17 protein-coding genes, 1 tRNA gene and 2 pseudogenes are annotated in these 19,975 nt (G+C 25.7%); 11 read left to right on the top strand and 9 right to left on the bottom strand.

What is annotated here, in order from left to right; genetic code table 11:
• Positions 1 to 15: 15 nt before the first annotated feature.
• Positions 16 to 1,851, top strand: a complete 1,836-nt coding sequence (recD, locus tag D9V69_RS02275) for an exodeoxyribonuclease V subunit alpha (RefSeq protein WP_158356857.1) — start codon at positions 16 to 18, stop codon at positions 1,849 to 1,851.
• Between the two features lie 387 nt (positions 1,852 to 2,238).
• On the opposite strand, the gene D9V69_RS02280 is transcribed toward recD, so the two are convergent.
• Positions 2,239 to 2,315: transfer RNA gene (locus D9V69_RS02280), tRNA-Met, on the bottom strand.
• A gap of 94 nt (positions 2,316 to 2,409) precedes the next feature.
• Between D9V69_RS02280 and mltA the strand changes: the two genes are divergently transcribed.
• The 5 genes and pseudogenes from mltA (at position 2,410) to nusB (ending at position 6,635) form a co-directional block, all read left to right on the top strand.
• Positions 2,410 to 3,477 (top strand): murein transglycosylase A, encoded by a 1,068-nt coding sequence (mltA, locus tag D9V69_RS02285; RefSeq protein WP_158356710.1) that lies wholly within the window; start codon positions 2,410 to 2,412, stop codon positions 3,475 to 3,477.
• Positions 3,478 to 3,526: 49 nt separating this feature from the next.
• Positions 3,527 to 4,009 carry a 6,7-dimethyl-8-ribityllumazine synthase gene (ribE, locus tag D9V69_RS02290; protein WP_158356711.1) on the top strand — a complete coding sequence of 161 codons (483 nt, stop codon included), beginning with the start codon at positions 3,527 to 3,529 and terminating at the stop codon, positions 4,007 to 4,009.
• 28 nt (positions 4,010 to 4,037) lie between these two features.
• Entirely contained in the window at positions 4,038 to 5,009 is a 972-nt protein-coding gene (gene thiL, locus D9V69_RS02295) for a thiamine-phosphate kinase (protein WP_158356712.1), read from the top strand.
• 76 nt (positions 5,010 to 5,085) lie between these two features.
• Positions 5,086 to 6,177, top strand: a pseudogene (ribD, locus tag D9V69_RS03140) (bifunctional diaminohydroxyphosphoribosylaminopyrimidine deaminase/5-amino-6-(5-phosphoribosylamino)uracil reductase RibD).
• A gap of 26 nt (positions 6,178 to 6,203) precedes the next feature.
• Positions 6,204 to 6,635 (top strand): transcription antitermination factor NusB, encoded by a 432-nt coding sequence (gene nusB, locus D9V69_RS02310; protein WP_158356714.1) that lies wholly within the window; start codon positions 6,204 to 6,206, stop codon positions 6,633 to 6,635.
• A gap of 61 nt (positions 6,636 to 6,696) precedes the next feature.
• Here nusB and dxs read toward each other — a convergent pair whose 3' ends face one another.
• The 3 genes and pseudogenes from dxs to D9V69_RS02325 form a co-directional block, all read right to left on the bottom strand.
• The gene (gene dxs / locus D9V69_RS02315) at positions 6,697 to 8,505 is read right to left on the bottom strand and encodes a 1-deoxy-D-xylulose-5-phosphate synthase (RefSeq protein ID WP_158356715.1); all 1,809 of its coding nucleotides are present in this window, start codon (positions 8,503 to 8,505) and stop codon (positions 6,697 to 6,699) included.
• A gap of 23 nt (positions 8,506 to 8,528) precedes the next feature.
• Positions 8,529 to 9,422 (bottom strand): polyprenyl synthetase family protein, encoded by an 894-nt coding sequence (locus tag D9V69_RS02320; protein WP_158356716.1) that lies wholly within the window; start codon positions 9,420 to 9,422, stop codon positions 8,529 to 8,531.
• Between the two features lie 12 nt (positions 9,423 to 9,434).
• Positions 9,435 to 10,627: pseudogene (locus D9V69_RS02325) on the bottom strand (MFS transporter).
• Between the two features lie 48 nt (positions 10,628 to 10,675).
• On the opposite strand from D9V69_RS02325, the gene D9V69_RS02330 reads away from it, so the two are divergent.
• A complete protein-coding gene (locus D9V69_RS02330) occupies positions 10,676 to 10,999 on the top strand; it encodes a TusE/DsrC/DsvC family sulfur relay protein (RefSeq protein ID WP_158356717.1) in 324 nt (107 codons plus the stop codon).
• Positions 11,000 to 11,011: 12 nt separating this feature from the next.
• On the opposite strand, the gene cyoE is transcribed toward D9V69_RS02330, so the two are convergent.
• The 5 genes from cyoE to cyoA all read right to left on the bottom strand — a co-directional run bounded on the left by cyoE (position 11,012) and on the right by cyoA (position 15,762).
• Positions 11,012 to 11,866: a heme o synthase gene (cyoE, locus tag D9V69_RS02335; RefSeq protein ID WP_158356718.1), complete on the bottom strand. Its 855-nt coding sequence runs from the start codon at positions 11,864 to 11,866 to the stop codon at positions 11,012 to 11,014.
• Between the two features lie 30 nt (positions 11,867 to 11,896).
• Positions 11,897 to 12,211 (bottom strand): cytochrome o ubiquinol oxidase subunit IV, encoded by a 315-nt coding sequence (cyoD, locus tag D9V69_RS02340; RefSeq protein WP_158356719.1) that lies wholly within the window; start codon positions 12,209 to 12,211, stop codon positions 11,897 to 11,899.
• On the bottom strand, positions 12,199 to 12,798 hold the full coding sequence (locus D9V69_RS02345) for a cytochrome c oxidase subunit 3 (RefSeq protein WP_158356720.1): 600 nt from the start codon (positions 12,796 to 12,798) through the stop codon (positions 12,199 to 12,201). The genes cyoD and D9V69_RS02345 overlap by 13 nt, the downstream gene beginning before the upstream one ends.
• Positions 12,799 to 12,828: 30 nt before the next feature.
• Positions 12,829 to 14,826, bottom strand: coding sequence for a cytochrome o ubiquinol oxidase subunit I (cyoB, locus tag D9V69_RS02350; RefSeq protein ID WP_158356721.1), 1,998 nt, complete (start codon positions 14,824 to 14,826; stop codon positions 12,829 to 12,831).
• 75 nt (positions 14,827 to 14,901) lie between these two features.
• Positions 14,902 to 15,762 carry a ubiquinol oxidase subunit II gene (gene cyoA, locus D9V69_RS02355; RefSeq protein ID WP_158356722.1) on the bottom strand — a complete coding sequence of 287 codons (861 nt, stop codon included), beginning with the start codon at positions 15,760 to 15,762 and terminating at the stop codon, positions 14,902 to 14,904.
• 229 nt (positions 15,763 to 15,991) lie between these two features.
• Here cyoA and D9V69_RS02360 point away from each other — a divergent pair, with 229 nt between their 5' ends.
• The 4 genes from D9V69_RS02360 (at position 15,992) to clpX (ending at position 19,831) form a co-directional block, all read left to right on the top strand.
• Positions 15,992 to 16,294: a BolA family protein gene (locus D9V69_RS02360; protein ID WP_158356723.1), complete on the top strand. Its 303-nt coding sequence runs from the start codon at positions 15,992 to 15,994 to the stop codon at positions 16,292 to 16,294.
• Positions 16,295 to 16,444: 150 nt separating this feature from the next.
• A complete protein-coding gene (tig, locus tag D9V69_RS02365; RefSeq protein WP_158356724.1) occupies positions 16,445 to 17,737 on the top strand; it encodes a trigger factor in 1,293 nt (430 codons plus the stop codon).
• 102 nt (positions 17,738 to 17,839) lie between these two features.
• Positions 17,840 to 18,466: an ATP-dependent Clp endopeptidase proteolytic subunit ClpP gene (clpP, locus tag D9V69_RS02370; RefSeq protein WP_158356725.1), complete on the top strand. Its 627-nt coding sequence runs from the start codon at positions 17,840 to 17,842 to the stop codon at positions 18,464 to 18,466.
• Between the two features lie 78 nt (positions 18,467 to 18,544).
• Positions 18,545 to 19,831 (top strand): ATP-dependent Clp protease ATP-binding subunit ClpX, encoded by a 1,287-nt coding sequence (clpX, locus tag D9V69_RS02375; RefSeq protein WP_158356726.1) that lies wholly within the window; start codon positions 18,545 to 18,547, stop codon positions 19,829 to 19,831.
• The last annotated feature ends 144 nt before the right edge of the window (positions 19,832 to 19,975 follow it).

Genomic DNA, 19,975 nt, shown 5'->3' on the forward strand with positions numbered 1-19,975 from the left:
ATTTTTATTATGAATATGTTAATTTTAATGCAACAAGCTTTACAAAAAAAAATCATCCATCCAATTGATTTTTATTTTGCACAATTTATTTCAAAAAAAAGTAATATTTTGATGTTAGTATCAACGTGCATGAGTTATGAATATAGAAATGGTTATAGTTTTTTGAAAATAGAATATTTTCAAAAAAAATTATTTTTTAATATTTTTCAAGATAAGTACTTTCAAAAAATTTCAGTACTATTAGATAAAAAAATCAATTGGGAAGCAGAATTATTGCGACATGAATCTATAGGTAATGGTGATGTTTGTACTCCTTTAGTGTATTTTAAAAAAAAAATATATTTGTATAAGATTTGGAAAGCAGAGGGTAATATTTTAAAATATTTATATAATAAAAAAAGTTTTTACTCAATCAAAAAAAATTTTTCTGTAATATTAGATAATTTATTTCCTAAAAAAACAAAACACAACATGCAAAAAATAGCTGTTGCTCTTACTCTCATTAATCAAATAACATTTATTACAGGCGCACCCGGTACCGGAAAAACTACTATTATATTAAAAATAATGATTGCATTAATTAAAACTGCTAAAAAACCAATAAAAATTCAATTGTGTGCCACTACTGGAAAAGCTACAACACATTTGAATGAAATGATGAACAACAATATTTTTCACTTGTACCTTTCTGAAAAAGAAAAAAATAATATTCCTTATAATGCTTTAACTATACATAGTTTGTTAGGCATTCAGAAAATCTCTCAAAAAAATTTTTTTCATAAAAATAATAAATTAAATATAGATGTTTTAATTATTGATGAAAGCTCTATGATAGATATTTTAACTATGGAAAAAATTTTTTTTTCAGTCATGAACACAACAAAATTAATTTTTATAGGAGATCACAATCAACTTAAACCAATAGAAACAGGTGATATTTTAAAAAACATTTGTTTTTATTCCAAATATGAATATAGTTCTAAACTATTATTTCATATTAAAAAACTTACAAATTATACATCACAAAAAAAACATATTAACAACAAGGCGCATTTTATTAATGATAAAATATGTGTTTTAAAAAAAAGTTATAGATTTAATCAAAGTTCTGGAATTTATATTTTATCACAAGCAATTCATAAAAAAGATATTAAAATAATTAAAAAAATGTTTAATAATAAGATAAAAGACGTTTGTTTTAAAGAAATTCATTCTACTGATCAATATAATAATATGATTAAAAATATTACTGATAATTATAAAATTTTTTGGGAAACAATACACAAAACAAATGATATGCAACTTATTATTAAAACATTTCAAAAATATCAAGTCTTATGTTTTCTAAAAGAAGGAATATTTGGTGTGAATATTTTAAATCAACAATTAGAATATAGCATGTATAAAAAAAAACTAATTAAATATATTGATTTTGGAAAAACATCATGGTATGTAGGAAAACCGATCATGATAACTAATAACAATAAGTCTTTAAATCTTTTTAATGGAAATATCGGTATAACCAATATTAATAATGATGGTCTAATACAAGTTTCTTTTTTAAAAGATAACAATCGAATTCATAACGTTCCTGTGAGTATTTTAAAAAATTATGAAACAGCCTGGGTTACTACTGTACACAAGGCTCAAGGATCTGAGTTTATTAATACAACATTGATATTACCTAATTATGTTTCGCCAATCTCAAATAAAGATATTTTATATACTGGTATAACAAGATCTCAAAAAAAATTAAGTATATTTTCGACAAAAAAAATATTTAAAAATACTCTTTTTAATAAAACATATTACACAAACGGTATAACAGACCGTATCCAAGATTTTATTTAAAAATATCTATAATTGCAAAAAAATTTTTACGTCAAAAAATTTATCAAAAAATTAAAAAAATAAACTTGATATTTAAAAAATCAAAGCATTGATTCATCATAAAGAGATAAAATTCAAAAACATACAATATCATGAATACTGTATATCTTTCAAAATAATCAATATATATAAAATTGAAAAAAATATTTTATAATATTTTTATTTATAAAAGCGTTTTATTATTACAAAAATTAGCATGCAGTACGGTAGACAGATATTATATTATTATAAACATTAATAATTAAAAAAAATATCAAAATACTTATGATTGAATGATAAGAAAATTGAAAAATTATATTTTTAAAAATTTTGATTTTGTTAAATTTTTTAAGATATGAGTACATGAATTGGTTGCGGGAGCTGGATTTGAACCAACGACCTTCGGGTTATGAGCCCGACGAGCTACCAAACTGCTCCACCCCGCGTTTATATAATATAAGAATACACGGTTTAAAAAAAAATACAAGATTTTTTAAAAAAATATTATTAAAAAATTAATATTTTATATATAATAAAAAAATGAAAAAAATAACAAAAATAATATTTTTGATTTTTTTGTATACATTAATGATATCGTGTGTAAAATTACCTATAGATCAAAGACCAATACAGAAAAAAAAATTAATTAAAAACTGTACTATAACTAAAAAAATTAACATTCATAACAACATAATCAATTCAAAATTGTTTCTGACTCAAATTGAAAAAATTAAAAAATTTGCTCCATCTTTATACTTAAAAAACCAATCTCTTTATAAAAAAATTACTAATTGGTTAAATCATAACACTCATATAACTGATTTTCGCAAGTTTGGCATTACTGTATCTCCAATTCAGAATTCAGACAAGTATAGAAATATAAAAATCACTGGATATTATACACCAATCATTGAAGCTAGAAAAAATAGACAAAATAACTTTCAATATCCAATATATTCTATGCCTTTAAACCTTAAAAAACTTAAAAAAATGCCAACAAGAAAAGAGATTTATAAAGGAGTTTTAGACAAAAAGTATATTTTAGCTTATAGTAATTCGTTAATAGATAATTTTATTATGGAAATACAAGGTAGCGCCTTTATAAGTTATGGCAATAACACACCATTAAAATTTTTTAGTTATGCGGGACAAAATGGATGGTCTTATAAAAGCATCGGACAAATTTTAATTAATAGAGGTGAAATTAAAAAAAGCAATATGTCCATGCAAACAATTAAAAATTGGTGTAAAAAACACACTATTGCAGAAATACAAGAATTATTCGAAGAAAATCCATCATTTGTATTTTTTAAAGAAACTCAAAAAAAAGAAGTTTACGGTTCTAGTGCTGTTCCTTTAATACCTAAAACAGCAATAGCTGTAGATAATACTATAATCAAAAAAGGCAGTGTTTTTTTATTAAAAACACCGATACTGAACAAAAAAGGAGTTTTCATCAATGAATATGAAATGAGTTTAGTAATTGCATTAGATGTAGGGGGCGCAATCAAAGGTCATCATTTTGATATTTACCAAGGAATCGGAAAAAAATCAGGTAATGCAGCAGGATTTTACAATCACTATGGAAATGCTTGGATGTTGAATTAAAAATTATTATAAACATCATCAAATTTTATAAAAAAGTAATTATAATCACATGAACATAATTCAATCTGGAATTACCGCTAAAAACGCTTCAATAGCAATAATAATTGCTAGATTTAATGAATTAATCAATAAAAATTTGTTATCTGGAGCATTAGATATATTAACCCGAATCGGCCAAATAAACAAAAAAAATATTTTAAAAATATATGTTCCTGGAACTTACGAAATACCAGTAATAGCCAGTTATATAGCTGCTACTAAAAAATATGATGCTATCATTGCAATAGGTACTATTATTCAAGGAAAAACTGATCATTTTAAATATATCTCTAGCGATACCAGTAGTAATCTTTTAAACATTAGTACTCGATATTGTATACCCATCACGTCAGGAATACTAACTACAAAAAATATTAAACAATCCATTGAAAGATCTGGAACAAAAATGGGTAACAAAGGCTCTGAAGCTGCTTTAGCTGCACTAGAGATGATTAACGTAATGCACGATCTTCAAAAAATAATAAAACCTTAATATTTTGCAATAAAGATTAAATAAAATCATGCAATATAATGAATTTGAAATTATTTCGAAATATTTCAAAAACAAAAATCAAAAAAAAGATTTATACACAATAAAAGATATTGGAGATGATAGTGCTTTAATTTCAATACCAAAAAAACATATTTTAGCAATTAGTACCGATACATTAGTTGAAAACATTCATTTTTTAAACAATATCAGTCCTGAAGACTTAGCTTATAAAACCGTAGCTGTTAATTTAAGTGATCTCGCAGCCATGGGTGCTAAACCAAAATGGACTACATTATCCATTACAATGCCAACATCTTGTTGTAACTGGTTAAAAAAATTTAGCGATAGCTTTTTTAGTGTTTTGAATAAATATAACATTACGCTAATAGGAGGAAATACTACTCGAGGACCACTAAGTGTCACATTAAGCGTTTATGGAATTTTAGAAAAAGACACTGGATTACTGCGAAGCAATGCTAATATAGGAGATCTGATTTATGTCACTGGACACCTCGGGGATAGTAAAGCAGGTTTATTAATACTGAAAAAAAAAATTTCTATAAAAAATAAACACATAAAAAATTATTTAATTAAAAAACACTTGCGCCCTATACCTAGAATTTATGAAGGTATAGCTCTAAAGCACGTTGCTAATGCTGCAATTGATATATCAGATGGATTAGTTGCTGATTTGGGTCATATATTAAAAGCAAGTCAATGTGGAGCAAATGTAAATTTGAATCACATACCAATTTCTAAAAACTTACGTAATCACTTTCACAGTGATAATTTTTTACATTGGGCTATCAGTGGAGGAGAAGATTATGAATTATGTTTTACAGTTTCAAAAAAAAATGCAGAACAGTTAAATTTTATTTCTAAAAAACTTTCACTTCATTTAACATGTATTGGCAATATTACAGAGCCACAAAAAGGTTTTAATCTTTTTTATAACAACAAAAAAATACTTTTCAATAAAAAGGGGTTTCTTCATTTCTAATACAGAATATCTCTGATAGAGATCAGAAACATCTTTCAATGTCTATTTTGGTTAAACAATGAATGATATATTTTATATGAAAAAAGCCATACAAATAGGAAAATTAGGTCAATTTACTACTGCTCCTAATCCAAATGTAGGCTGTGTTATTGTTAAGAATAATGAAATTGTAGGAGAAGGATGGCATAAAAAATCAGGCAGTCATCATGCTGAAATCTATGCATTAATGATGGCGTCAGAAAAATCAAAAGGTGCTACTGCTTATGTTACACTTGAACCGTGCAACTATTTTGGAAAAACACCACCATGTTGTGACGCTCTTATTAAAGCTGGAATAAAACGCGTTGTTATTGCTAAAATAGATCCTAATCCTAAAGTTTCTGGAAATGGCGTACTCTATCTTAAAAAACACGGTATTTCTGTCACAACAGGTGTCCTATCAAAAGAATCAGAAAAATATAATAAAGGATTTTTTAAACGCATGAAAACAGGATTACCATGAACGCAACTAAAATTAGCTATGTCGATAGATGGAAGAATTGCAATGCAAGATGGTGAAAGTAAATGGATTACTTCAAAAAAAGCACGACAAGATGTGCAAAAATTTCGCGCTCGCAGTTCAGTTATTTTAAGTAGTAGTGCTACTCTATTAAAAGATAATCCATTACTTAACGTACGCTATGAAGAATTTAATAAAAAAACGTTATCTATTTTTCCGAAACAAGAGTTTATACAGCCTATTCGAGTAATTCTAGACAGTCAAAATCGCATTACGCCTGCATATAGAATATTTAAAACACAAGGTAAGATTTGGTTAATTAGATTAAAATCAGACGAACAATTATGGCCTAAGAACACAAATCAAATTATTATTGAAGAAAAAAACAAAAAAATTAATATTTTATCGGTTTTGCAACTTTTAGGAAGATTAAACATTAATAATGTATGGATAGAAGCTGGAAGCACACTTTCTGGATTTCTATTAACAGAACAATTAATAGATGAATTAATTATATATATAGCACCAAAAATGCTTGGACACGAAGCAAAACCATTATGTTTCATTCATAAAAAATTAAAATTAATTAATTCTCTTCAATTCAAATTTAAGCAAATTCGTCAAATTGATTCGGATATCAGAATCATATTGCATCCTAAAAATACATAATTAAATGTTAAAGAGAATTTAAAGTAATGAAACCATCTGCACGTAGAAAAGCACGAGAATATGCCTTACAAATGTTATATTCTTGGGAAATATCTCATAATAACATTCAAGATAGTGCTAAAACATTTTTACAAGAGCGCAATCAAAAAAATATTGACATTACATATTTTTACGATTTAATTATTGGTATTACATATGATTGCAAAAATATCGATCAGTTAATGCAACCCTATTTATTTAGATCTTTAAAAGAATTAGGACAAATTGAAAAAGCAATTTTAAGAATTGCTTTCTATGAGTTATATAAACGAGATGACATACCTTATAAAGTATCTATTAATGAAGGCATAGAATTAGCAAAATTATTCGGTTCAAAAGATAGTCATAAATTTGTTAATGGAGTGTTAGATAAAGCTGCATTAAAAATTAAATGTAATAAAATAGATACAATAATATAGCATTTTTTTAAAAAATAGTTTTAAAATCACTTATATCGATCAAAAATAGCGTGTTGTATAGTTAATTTATCCAATCGCAAATTTGATTATAAATTCCTTCTTTATCTAATTTATAATCATGTCGAATTTCTTTTTGAGTTCCCTGTGGTATAAATATATCAGGCAAACCAATGTTTAAAACTGGCAAAAATAATTTTTTTTTCATAACGAATTCATTAACAGCACTACCGGCTCCACCAGAAATGACCCCCTCTTCGATGGTGATCAAACACTTATGATGAGCAGAAAGAGTTAAAATCATCTCTTTATCTAAAGGTTTGACAAAACGCATATCAACTAATGTTGTATTTAAATTATGTGATGCAAAAAAAGCATTATTTAACAAAGAACCAAAATTTAAAATTGCAATTTTTTTTCCTAATCTTTTTATAATAGACTTACCTAATGGAATAGTTTTCATAGCCTTCAATAGAACTCCAATTCCATTGCCTTTAGGGTATCTTACTACACTAGGTCCTTTTTTATACATATAACCTGTATAAAGCATTTGTCGACATTCGTTTTCATCACTAGGTGTCATAATCACTATACCAGGAATGCATCTTAAATATGCTAAGTCAAATGCACCTTGATGAGTTTGTCCATCATTTCCAACAATACCACTTCGATCAACAGCAAAGAGCACGGGTAATTTTTGTAATGCAATATCATGTATTAATTGATCATATGCTCGTTGTAAAAAAGTAGAATAAATTGATACAACTGTATTGTAACCACTAATTGATAGACCAGCAGCAAAAGCTACTGCATGCTGTTCAGCAATGGCTACATCAAAATATTGATTAGGAAAAAGACGAGAAAATTTAACTAAACCAGAACCTTCAGACATTGCTGGAGTAATCGCGATTAATTTTTTATCATATTTAGCGATTTCACATAACCAGGAACCAAAAACTTCTGAATAACTCACAATTTTTTTAATTGAAACTTTAAATGAAGGCATAGCGTGCCATTTAATGGGATCTAATTCTGCCGGAAGATAACCTTTTCCTTTTTTAGTAACTAAATGCAATAAATATGCGCCTGTTTTGTTTTGTATTTGTTTTAAAACATCAATGAGAGAAAAAATATCGTGTCCATCAAATGGACCTAAATATTTAAATCCTAAACAAGAAAATATTGAGCAAAAAGAAAAAAAATTATTTTTAATATTTTTTTCATTTAAACAATCCATCTTATCTTTATTTGTTCTATTTTTAAGTACATTCCTTAAATACTCTAAATGAGAGTGCAAAGCTCCTACATTTTTTGAAATAGACATTTTATTATCATTTAAAATGACTAACAGATTAGACTGTGTGATACCAACATGATTCATAGCTTCAAATGCTAAACCTGCAGTCATCGCTCCATCTCCAATGACGCAGATGGTTTTTCTATTTTTTCCTTCTTTTAAAGCAGCAATCGACATTCCTAATCCAGCACTGATAGAAGTAGAAGAATGACCAACGTTAAATGTGTCATATTCACTTTCTTCTCTACACGGAAATGCATGCAATCCATTTTTTTTTCTAATGCTATTCATCCTATGAATTCTTCCTGTTAATATTTTATGCGGATATGATTGATGTCCAGTATCCCATATTAAATTATCAAATGGAGTGTGATAAAGATAATGCAGTGCTACTGTAATTTCAACAACACCTAATCCAGAAGCTAAATGCCCTTGAGAAATAGAAACTATATTTAATAAATATTTACGTAATTCGTCACATAATCTAGGTAATTGATCTAGAGGCAACAATCGTAATTTTTCTACTGAACGTGCTGCAAAATGTAAAATTGGATATTTTTTAAAATTTAAATTCATTAGATACTCTTCGACAAATTAATTCAATTATCTTTAATAGAAAATTGTATTAAACTTTTTAAAAATGTAATATTAAAACCTATTTTTTGTAAATTATTTAATGCTAAAAATGATTTGTCACATAATTTATTTACTTGATCTTTTAATACATCCAAATTAACTTTCAAAGGCACAGTGATATTTTTCAAGCTATTATGTTTTTCTATACGATACTCCCGTTTTAGAACGTCTTTGTGCATATCTAAAATATCGTCTTGCATTTGAAAAGCTAAACCGAAAGAAATTGAAAAAACATCTAAATAAGATAAAATTATAGTAGAAAAATTATGCGCAGCAAAATATGCTAAACGCACAGATAAACGTATTAAAAATGCAGTTTTATATAAATTCGTTATTTTTAATTGACTAAGATTAAATTTTGTTATCTTTTCTAAATCTAACATTTGTCCAATACACATACCAGTAGAACCTATAGAATTAGATAGTTCATGAATCATATTAATTCGTTTCTGATCAGATACACCAGGCATGCAATTTTTAGATAAAATGTTGAAAGCAAGAGCATGTAAAGCGTTACCGGCTAACAAAGCAGTATATTCAGTGTATTTTATATGGCAAGATTGTCTGCCTCGTCTGAAATCATCATTATCCATGCAAGGCAAATCATCATGTATTAAAGAATATATATGAATACATTCAATCGCTGAAGAGATTATGTCTAACGTAGTCATGTTTACTTTAAACATTTTTCCAATACCATAAACTAAACATGGACGCAGTCTTTTACCACCTGAAAACATGCTATATTTCATAGCCTTTAAAAGATCATTATCTTGAAAAGGCAACTCATTAATTATAGAAGACAATTTTTTATTTACACGATATTTATATATGTTATAAAGATTTAGAAAACACATATTTTTAAACACCTAAAGGTTGTTTCTCAAGGGTATAATTTTTAAAAATAAATGAAGTGATAACCAAAAAAAAACAGACAACACCTCAAATAAAAAGATTTTTGGAGTTGTTAAACAACTGCATAACCATCCACTAATCACACCTCCAAAAGATATACCTAAAAATTGACTAGTAGAATAAATGCTCATAATAACGCTTTTATAATTATTTAAATTCTGATTTCTTAAATTAACAGGTAGAAAAACTTCAAGAAAATTAAAAGATACAAAAAAAATCTGTAAAGCAATAATTAAAAAAATTAAGTTATTATGAGATGTTAAAAAAATTATTTCTGAAAAAAGAAGAAAAATAATACATATTTCAATAATATTATTCAATAATAAGTTTATTTTACAAAAAAACAAAAACAAGAACAAAATAAAAAAAGATATTATTATAGTAGTTGAATATATTTTCCATTGATCATTTAATATAACACCAGATAATTCAAAATAATTTGGTAAAATCATAAAATGAATCATTAATAAAAAATGTAAAAAAAATATACCTAAATAAGATTTAAACAATGATTGATTAAACACAACAATTAAAATTTGTCGAAATAAATATTTTGTTTTTTTTGTTGATGATATGTGTTTGATATTAGGACATACAAAAAAAATAATAATCACACATATAACAGAAAAATATGAAGATATTGAAAAAATGGAAAAAAAACCAAAAAACTGTACAATTATAGGTCCAATAATCATAGCAAGTAAGAAAGATAATGCAAAACTTACTCCTATAGCAGCAATTGACTTAGCATAATTTTTTTTGCTAATCAAATCAGACAAAAAAGCCATACAAACACCAGAAATAGCTCCTGAACCTTGCAAAAATCTACCAATTACCAAACCCCAAATCGAATGCACATATGCCGAAATTACATTACCTAAAAAAAACATTACTAAACCTAAAATAATAATTTTTTTTTTCCAAACTTATCAGATAAAATGCCAAATGGAATTTGAAAAATGACTTGTGCAATTCCATATATTCCCATTGATACACCAACTAAAAACTTATTTGAACCATCTAAAAACATACCATATTGACTTAAAAATGGCACCACCATAAACATACCCAACATCCGCAAAAGAAATATCATGCAAAAACTTAATGTAACTTGTAATTCTAAACAGTTCATTTTATAATTTTCCATACTTATTTTCGTAAAAGTTTATCATCAAAAAATAATGAAAAAAAAAAAATATATACATATGAAAATGTCGAAAAAGACCAAGAAGGTTATTTAAAAAACAGCAAAGATTGGAATATAAATTTAGCTAAAGAAATTGCACAAAAAGAAAATATCAAATTAAGCTCTGACCACTGGTTAGTAATCATGTTCGTAAGAAAATTTTATTTTCAATTTAATATGACACCATCTATGAGGATGTTACTCAAAAGTATCAAAGAAAAAATAGGAATATCTAAAAGTAATAGCATATACTTATTTACACTTTTCCCTAAAGGACCTGCAAGACAGGCAAGTAAAATTGCAGGTATACCAAAACCTGTAAAATGTTTATAACACATATAGTGTTTAAAACAAAAAATCTATTGATATTAAAAAATTAAATATCATCACAACTAAAATAGAACAATAAAATAATTTCATTGCATTTTTTTCATGATTGTTATTATTAAGATTCAAACACGATAAAAAAAACCAATAAAAATTAACAATAGAAGTAAAAAATAAAAACGTATAACTAACATAGTTTAAAAATGTTAAGAAGGAACTAAAAATAATAAAATTAGTTGTATAGTATAAAATATGTTTTTTTGTTACAAAAACACCTTTAACTACAGGAAAAACAGGAATATTTGCCATTTTATAATCTTGCATTCTAAAAATAGAAATAGCATAAAAATGAGACATTTGCCAAAACATAAAAATAACAAATAATAAACAAGAACATATATCAATGCTATTGGTAACTGCAGTATATCCGATCATAGAAGGTGTAGAACCTGAAAAACTTCCAATTAAAGTTGAATGAATTGTTTTTCTTTTATATACAATAGTATACAAAACAATGTAAACAAAAAAACCGAAAACAGAAACACTCATTGTTAAAATATTCACTAAAATACCTAATATTAATAAACCAGATATTCCTAAGAAAAAAGAAAAAAATAATACTAAAACAATTGAAAGAGCTGTTTTAAATACAATTCTATTACGTGTTCGTTCCATTTTTTGATCTACATCAGAATCGATTAAATTATTCAAAATACAAGCAGACGCAATAACTAAAAAAGAACCTAACACAGTATAAAATAACAATAAAATTTTAAAATGATGATGACTTGATGCAAATAAAAAACTTCCTATGATTAAAATAATATTACCAAAAATAATTTTAGGTTTAATCATTTCTAAATATTTAAACATATACGATATATTCTTTTTTTAATTTTATGATTATAAATGATGATTTAAATTAGACATAATCCAAATAGAACCAAAAAACACGATAAAAATTATAATCATAATAAATAATAACGTTACTACTTTCCATTTTCCTTCCGCAGAAAAATTCAAATGTAGAAAATATAAAAAATGAATGATAATTTGAATGACAGCTAAAAATAACACAATAAAATAATTCATTTCATGTGAAAAAATTTTTTCTATAACTACTAAAAATGATAAGCACGTCAATATTATAGAAAACAAAAAACCAAATAAATAGGATTTTATTTCTTTATTCATGTGTAATTTAATTAAACTGTACATTGAACGGCTCCATTTAAATAGACAAGGACGACAACACAAATCCATATAATATCTAAAAAATGCCAAAAAATTGTAAGAGCTAAAATACGAGTCATAATAAAATTAGTTATACCTAATTTTATTATCTGAAAAAATATTGATATTATGAATATTAAACCAAAAAAAATATGAACACCATGAGTGCCAACAAGAGCAAAATAAATAGAGAAAAAAGAATTTCTATAAGGACCATAATTATGCAAAATAAGCTCATGAAATTCATTGATTTCTATAAACAAAAAGAAAAAACCAAGCAAAAAAGTAATTGCTAAAAATATATAAATCATTTTAATATTCTTTTTATTCATAGCAATTTTTATCAAACTACAAGAAAAAGAACTTAATAGTAATAAACATGTTTCTAAAAAAACAGAAGATAAATTAAATGCTTCTTTTATAAACACATGATTTGATTGACTTGTAAAAATAATTGTATACACAGCAAACAAAACTGCAAACATAATACAATCACTCATGAGATAAATCCACAAACCAAACAATTTGTTGTTTTCTGTTTTTTTGGCGTGCATACTACTGGAATGGATCATTTTTGGTCCTTTTATCAATTTTATTTTATATTATTTTGAATCTAATTTTTTAATTTTTTTAAAATTCTCATTTTCAATACGTTTAATCTCTTCTATAGGAATGATATATTCATGTTCCTCATTAAGACTATTAATAAACAAACTCATTATAATTATAAAAAAAGATACGAAACATAACCAAGTTATATGCCAAACTGCTGAAAAACCAAATAGCAATGACAATACGCTGATAAAAAAACCCAATCCTGTGTTTTTTGGCATATGAATTTCATTATAATGAAGATCATGAAAAATTTTTTTTGTTTTCATGTTGTTGCGTTTTTGTTTAATTTCCCAAAATTCATCTCGAGAATTTACTTGAGGAATGATAGCAAAATTATATATGGGTGCAGGTGAGCTTGTAAACCATTCTAAAGTTCTTCCATTCCAAGGATCACCCGTCATATCAATATTATGATGACGCTGTTTTATGGACACTAAAAATTGCAAAATTTGACAGATGATTCCTATTGCAATCAAAATTGCTCCAAAAGCAGCTACACATAATAAAATATGAAATTCAGAATCAATATTCTGACTTAATCGACGAGTCATTCCCATTAAGCCTAAAAAATATAAAGGCATAAAAGCCATAAAAAACCCTATTATCCAAAACCAAAAAGCACGTTTTCCCCAAATTTCGTTTAAAGTAAATCCAAAAATTTTTGGAAACCAATAGTTGATTCCTGCAAAACATCCAAAAACAACTCCTCCAATAATAACATTATGAAAATGAGCAACTAAAAATAAACTATTATGCAAAATAAAATCTGCTGGAGGAACTGATAAAAGAACACCAGTCATACCACCTATAGAAAAAGTTATTAAAAAACCTAAGGTCCATAACATAGAAGAATGCATATGAATACGACCCTTGTACATAGTGAATAACCAATTAAAAATTTTTACTCCGGTAGGAATCGCAATAACCATGGTAGTAATACCAAAAAAAGCATTAACATTAGCTCCTGCACCCATAGTAAAAAAATGGTGAAGCCAAACTATAAAAGATAAAATCGTGATAGATAGTGTCGCCCATACTAAAGAAACATATCCAAACAAACGTTTTTGAGAAAAAGTAGATACTACTTCAGAAAAAACACCAAATACAGGAAGAACTAAAATATAAACTTCTGGATGTCCCCAAATCCATATTAAATTAACGTATATCATGGCATTACCACCTAAATCGTTAGTAAAAAAATGAAAATCAAAATAACGATCTAAAGTTAGTAAAATAAGAGTAATAGTTAAAACTGGAAATGAAATAACAATTAAAATATTAGTACACAAGGAAGTCCAAGTAAATACTGGCATTTTAAAAAACGACATACCAGGAGCTCTCATTTTTAAAATAGTTACTAAAAAATTAATACCAGTTAATGTTGTTCCGACTCCAGCAATCTGCAAACTCCAAATCCAATAGTCTACTCCTACTCCCGAGCTATATTCTATCCCTGATAAAGGAGGGTAAGCCAACCAACCTGTTTGAGCAAATTCACCAATCCCTAAAGACAAAGTAATTAATATAGCGCTGCTTGCATTAAGCCAAAAACTTAAATTATTAAGAAATGGAAATGCTACATCTCTCGCTCCAATTTGCAAAGGAACAACTAAATTCATCAAACCAATCACTAAGGGCATAGCTACAAAAAAAATCATTATCACGCCATGAGCTGTAAAGATCTGATCATAATGATGAGGAGGGAGAAAACCGGTATGACCGGATGATGCAATAACCTGTTGAGTACGCATTAACATCGCATCCACAAAGCCGCGAAACAACATCACAAAAGCTAAAATTCCATACATAATAGATATTTTTTTATGATCTACAGTTGTAAACCATTCAGACCATAAATATGTCCATTTTTTTTGATATGTAATCACAGAAGTAATGCATAATCCAGTTAAAATAATACCAATATATGTAACCATAATAATAGGTTCATGATAAGGTATATCATTAAACGTCAATTTTCCAAACATCGTTCATAAATCTCCAAATGAATATTATTTTTCAAACTATTTTATCAAAATTTCATCGATTTTAATTTAACATTACTAATGTTGTATTTTAGAATATTGATGCAAAATATGATTGAACAAATTCTTATTAACATGAGAAAAATACTTTTTTGAATAATTCTCATTTGGTGTTGCTATCAAATAAAATGTTTTAATAGTATTTAATGTGTTGGATGAACGTTGTATTTTTTTTATCCACTTTTTAAATATATGATCGTTTGCAACAGAAATAACAGAAAATTTCATATTAGAAAATCCTTTTCCACTATAATTAGATGATATTCCCTTATATAAACCTGGTTCATTAGAAATTAAATTTAATCTTGTTACCATTCCTGGCATAGCATATATTTGACTTCCGAGAGATGGAATGAAAAAAGAATTCATAACAGATTGAGAAGTAATATTAAAAACTATAGGTCTGTTAACAGGAAACATGATTTCATTAATTGTTGCGATATGATAATCTGGATAAATAAATAACCACTTCCAATCTAATGACACTACATTTATTCTAATAGGATTATTACAAGATAAAATAGATTTTTTTGGTTCTAATATATGTGTATAATTCCAAGATAAAAACCCTAAAAAAGAAATCATAAGTACAGGAACACCCCATACTATTGTTTCTATTTTCTTTGAATGAGACCAATGAGGTTCGTATACTTGATTTAAATTTGTTGATCGATATTTGAAAGCAAAATATATACTCATAAAAATAACAGGAATCACAATCAATAACATTACTAAAAAAGATATTATTATTAAGGAATGTTCTTGTAAAGCAATCCATCCATGAGCATTTAATAAACTACCTTCACATCCATGCAAGGAAAATAATATTATTATTAATAGCACTTTTTTGAAAAAGTGATTGTGATTAAAATATGTCATACAACAACCTCAAAACAATATAATATTAACCAGCTTAAATATTTTAAAAAATTCTAAAAAAGAATTTTTTGTCAAAAATGTTTTTAGAAACATGCAAAAAAATAGTAATTTATATCAGAAAGTAATAATATTCGAAATAATTGAATTATTTTTTAAAAATTGATAAAATTTAAAAAATGAAAAATGTTTTTATTTAATTCAAACACGCATAGGAATACAATATTAATCAATGTCTTTAAACACAATAAAACAATATTTAATATCTAGATTAAAGATTACATTCATTAAAATTTTTGATGATAGCTTACTGCATAATCACAAAAAAAACACTCTTACACATTTAAGAATCATTATCGTTAGTAGTAATTTTAATCAACGCTCAATGATTACTAGACATCGTATAATTTTTGATCTTTTATCAGAAATAAAACAAGAAAGAATATACTCAATCACATTAAATACGTATTCTCCTCTTGAATGGGAGACAAAACAAAACAAAAAAATTTGTTCTTCTAAATGTTTAAAAAAATGATTTTTTATCAGTGATTAAAATTATTATACGTTATTAAAAAAATAAAAAAATAAATATTTTTTAGTAGTTTATAAAAAAATATTTATAACAATTGTTTCAAACATAAAACATTTATAATAAACTGATAAAAAAATCGTTTGAGGTCATAAGATGAAATTTTTTATGGAAAAAAATAATGACACAAGTCATCGTGTTACAATTCATATCCCCAAAAAAATTGTTAATAATGCTCTTGTTTCAGAGATTTTAAAAATCGGAAAAACAGCAAACATTAATGGATTTAGAAAAGGAAAAATACCTATTCAAATTATTCAAAAAAAATATGGTCATAACATTCATGACGATGTGTTTCAAAAACTAACACAAAAATTTTTTTATGAATTTATACATAAAAATAATATTCAAATTATTGGTAATCCAAAATATCATATAATACGTGATCAAGATAAAAAAAAAGAATTTTTTGAATATTTTGTAATATATGAAAAATATCCAAAATTTTCAATCAACGATATAACACATCATCCAATAAAAAAAATAATTGTAAATATTACAGATGAAGATATAGAAAAATACATACAAAAAAGTCAAAAACAAAAAAATTGGACAAATATCAACAAAAAAATTAAAAAAAACGATCGTGTAACAATTGATTATAACCTATATGAAAACAATAAAAAAATAGAAGAATTTCATACTAAAACAGTTCAATTTATAGTATCTAAAAATACATTTATCTATGAATTAGACAATAAAATTATCAATCATCTTAAAAATGACATATTTTTCTTTACAATTAAATTTCATTCCTTTTATCCAGAAAAAACACTACGAAATAAAAATATTACCTTCAAAGTAAAAATTAAAAAAATTGAACGACTACAAGAAATAGAAGAAAATAATATCCATCATGAAAACACCAAAATAACCCAATCAAAATATCAAATGATCCGTCAATATCTAAAAAATGAAATTAAAAAAATAACGGAAGAAAATCTAGAAAATCAAATCATAAATAATGTAATAGAAAAAAATCTTATCACACTACCAAAAATATTATTAGAAGAAGAGAAAAAAAAATTATTTGAACAATATAAAAAATATTATCGAGAAGACAAAAATAAAAATTTTTTAGAAAGTCAATATCATATTGATTTAAATTTACAAGCTCAAAAACAATTATATTTAAAAATTATTATAGATAAAATTATATCTGAAAATAAGTTGCTTCCAAAACCAGAAAATATAAAAAAATTAATTAAAAATATATCTTTAAAATACAAAAAACCTTTAGAAATCATACAATTATATCATAAAAATGATAATTTTAAAAATGTAGTGCACAGAATAGATATAGAAAATCAAGCTATGTTGTTATTAAAACAAGCAATGACAATCATCAAAGAAACGTATACATTAAATCAGTTTGTACACCATCGATGAAACGAGTAGAATGATATGCATAATATTGTTATATTTCTCATTAAATGAATATAAATTATAATATTCATTGCGTTTAAAAAATGAATATTTTCAGGAAAAAATATGTTATATACTCATAATTCAAAACAACAAGATAATTCTTATTCTACTTTTGTTCCTATGGTTATTGAACAGCACTCTAGAGGAGAACGTTCGTACGATATATATTCAAGATTACTAAAAGAAAGAATAATTTTTGTTACAGGAACAATAGAAGACATCGCAGCAAATAATATTGTAGCGCAAATATTATTTTTAGAAGCAGAAAATTCAGAAAAAGATATATTTTTATATATTAATTCACCAGGTGGCGTTATTACATCTGGTATGTCTATATACGATACGATGCAATTTGTTAAGCCAGATATTAATACAATTTGCATTGGTCAAGCATGTTCAATGGCTGCGTTATTGTTAACATCTGGAACTAAAGGAAAAAGATTTGCTCTACCTAATGCGAAAATGATGATTCATCAACCATTAGGAGGGTTTCAAGGACAAGCTTCAGATATTGCTATTCATGCTCGTGAAATTATGCAAATTAAAAAACATTTAAACAATCTAATGGCACTACATACTGGTCAGTCGATTAATAAAATCAACAAAGATACAGAACGTGATTGTTTTTTATCAGCATATGAATCTGTACAATATGGATTGATTGATATTATTTTAACTCAACGCCAATAAAATGCAAAAATATTTAATATTCAAAGATCATAGAATCTATTTACTCAAAAAAATAAAAAATTGCAAAGAGGTTAAAATATGACTAATCAGAGTAAAGACAATTCTACAAAATTCTTTTGTTGCTCTTTTTGTGGAAAAAATCAAAAAGAAGTAAGAAAGCTTATCGCTGGACCAACTGTATATATATGTGATGAATGCGTAAAACTATGTAACAATATTATCATTGAAGAAACAAATCAAAAAAAAATCACAGAAAATCAACCAAAATTAGATTATTTACCTAAACCTGATGAAATAAAAAAACATCTTGACACTTATGTTATTGGACAAGATCATACAAAAAAAGTACTATCGGTTGCTGTATATAATCATTATAAACGTTTGCGTAACATTAATGAAAATGTAAATGCTGTAGAATTAAGCAAAAGTAATGTTCTATTAATAGGTCCAACAGGAAGTGGAAAAACTTTATTAGCAGAAACGCTTGCTAAATTTTTAGATGTTCCATTTACCATTGCTGATGCAACAAGTTTAACAGAAGCTGGGTACGTCGGAGAAGATGTTGAAAATGTTATACAAAAACTTTTACAAAAATGTCAATATGATGTTAAAAAAGCAGAACTAGGAATTATATATATAGATGAAGTAGATAAAATAGCAAGAAAATCAGATAATCCTTCTATTACTAGAGATGTTTCTGGAGAAGGTGTGCAGCAAGCATTATTAAAAATCATTGAAGGAACATTAGCATCTATTCCTCCTCAAGGAGGTCGAAAACATCCACAACAAGAATTTTTACAAGTCAACACTGCTAATATTTTATTTATATGTTCTGGTGCATTTTTAGGATTATCAAAAATTATTTCTAAAAGATTAAATAAAAGAACTGAAATTGGATTTAATGCTATTATTAAAAATGTTCAAGAAACGATTTCAGAAGATAGATTACTACAAAAAGTGCAACCTAAAGATTTGATAAAATTTGGATTAATTCCTGAATTTATTGGTCGTTTGCCAATAATAACTATGTTAAACGAATTAAACGAAAAAGCATTAATCAAAATACTTTGTGAACCGAAAAATGCTTTAATCAAGCAATATACTGCTTTATTTGAATTAGAAAAAGTAAAATTAGAATTTGATGAAAAATCTATTATAGCTATTGCTAAAAAATCAATGAAGAAAAAAACAGGTGCAAGAGGATTAAGATCCGTTATTGAAAATATTTTATTAGATACAATGTATAAATTACCATCTATGGTTAACATAGAAAAAGTATTGATTAATGAATCAGTAGTACATATGACTTCATTACCAAAAATAATATATGGAAAAAGCAAATCAAAAACAACATCAGATATTTAAATATAATAAAACTGATGATCTAAACAAACAATTCCTATTTATTTTATCACACGCTTAATATTGAATATCCAGCGATAATTCCGATATAATTAAGATAATTACCAGCATAATCTAAATATTTTTTTTAAATTGCAGTCAGTTTTT

The sequence above is a fragment of the Buchnera aphidicola (Hyadaphis tataricae) genome (assembly GCF_005081445.1).
In the GTDB taxonomy this organism is placed as follows: Bacteria; Pseudomonadota; Gammaproteobacteria; order Enterobacterales; family Enterobacteriaceae; genus Buchnera; species Buchnera aphidicola_AE.

Bases quoted from the DNA above. Each gene is read 5' to 3' on its own strand.
- recD (WP_158356857.1), top strand. From the start codon at position 16: ATGTTAATTTTAATGCAACAAGCTTTACAAAAAAAAATCATCCATCCA.
- mltA (WP_158356710.1), top strand. From the start codon at position 2,410: ATGAAAAAAATAACAAAAATAATATTTTTGATTTTTTTGTATACATTA.
- ribE (WP_158356711.1), top strand. From the start codon at position 3,527: ATGAACATAATTCAATCTGGAATTACCGCTAAAAACGCTTCAATAGCA.
- thiL (WP_158356712.1), top strand. From the start codon at position 4,038: ATGCAATATAATGAATTTGAAATTATTTCGAAATATTTCAAAAACAAA.
- nusB (WP_158356714.1), top strand. From the start codon at position 6,204: ATGAAACCATCTGCACGTAGAAAAGCACGAGAATATGCCTTACAAATG.
- dxs (WP_158356715.1), bottom strand. From the start codon at position 8,505: ATGAATTTAAATTTTAAAAAATATCCAATTTTACATTTTGCAGCACGT.
- D9V69_RS02320 (WP_158356716.1), bottom strand. From the start codon at position 9,422: ATGTGTTTTCTAAATCTTTATAACATATATAAATATCGTGTAAATAAA.
- cyoE (WP_158356718.1), bottom strand. From the start codon at position 11,866: ATGTTTAAATATTTAGAAATGATTAAACCTAAAATTATTTTTGGTAAT.
- cyoD (WP_158356719.1), bottom strand. From the start codon at position 12,211: ATGTACAGTTTAATTAAATTACACATGAATAAAGAAATAAAATCCTAT.
- D9V69_RS02345 (WP_158356720.1), bottom strand. From the start codon at position 12,798: ATGATCCATTCCAGTAGTATGCACGCCAAAAAAACAGAAAACAACAAA.
- cyoB (WP_158356721.1), bottom strand. From the start codon at position 14,826: ATGTTTGGAAAATTGACGTTTAATGATATACCTTATCATGAACCTATT.
- cyoA (WP_158356722.1), bottom strand. From the start codon at position 15,762: ATGACATATTTTAATCACAATCACTTTTTCAAAAAAGTGCTATTAATA.
- D9V69_RS02360 (WP_158356723.1), top strand. From the start codon at position 15,992: ATGTCTTTAAACACAATAAAACAATATTTAATATCTAGATTAAAGATT.
- tig (WP_158356724.1), top strand. From the start codon at position 16,445: ATGAAATTTTTTATGGAAAAAAATAATGACACAAGTCATCGTGTTACA.
- clpP (WP_158356725.1), top strand. From the start codon at position 17,840: ATGTTATATACTCATAATTCAAAACAACAAGATAATTCTTATTCTACT.
- clpX (WP_158356726.1), top strand. From the start codon at position 18,545: ATGACTAATCAGAGTAAAGACAATTCTACAAAATTCTTTTGTTGCTCT.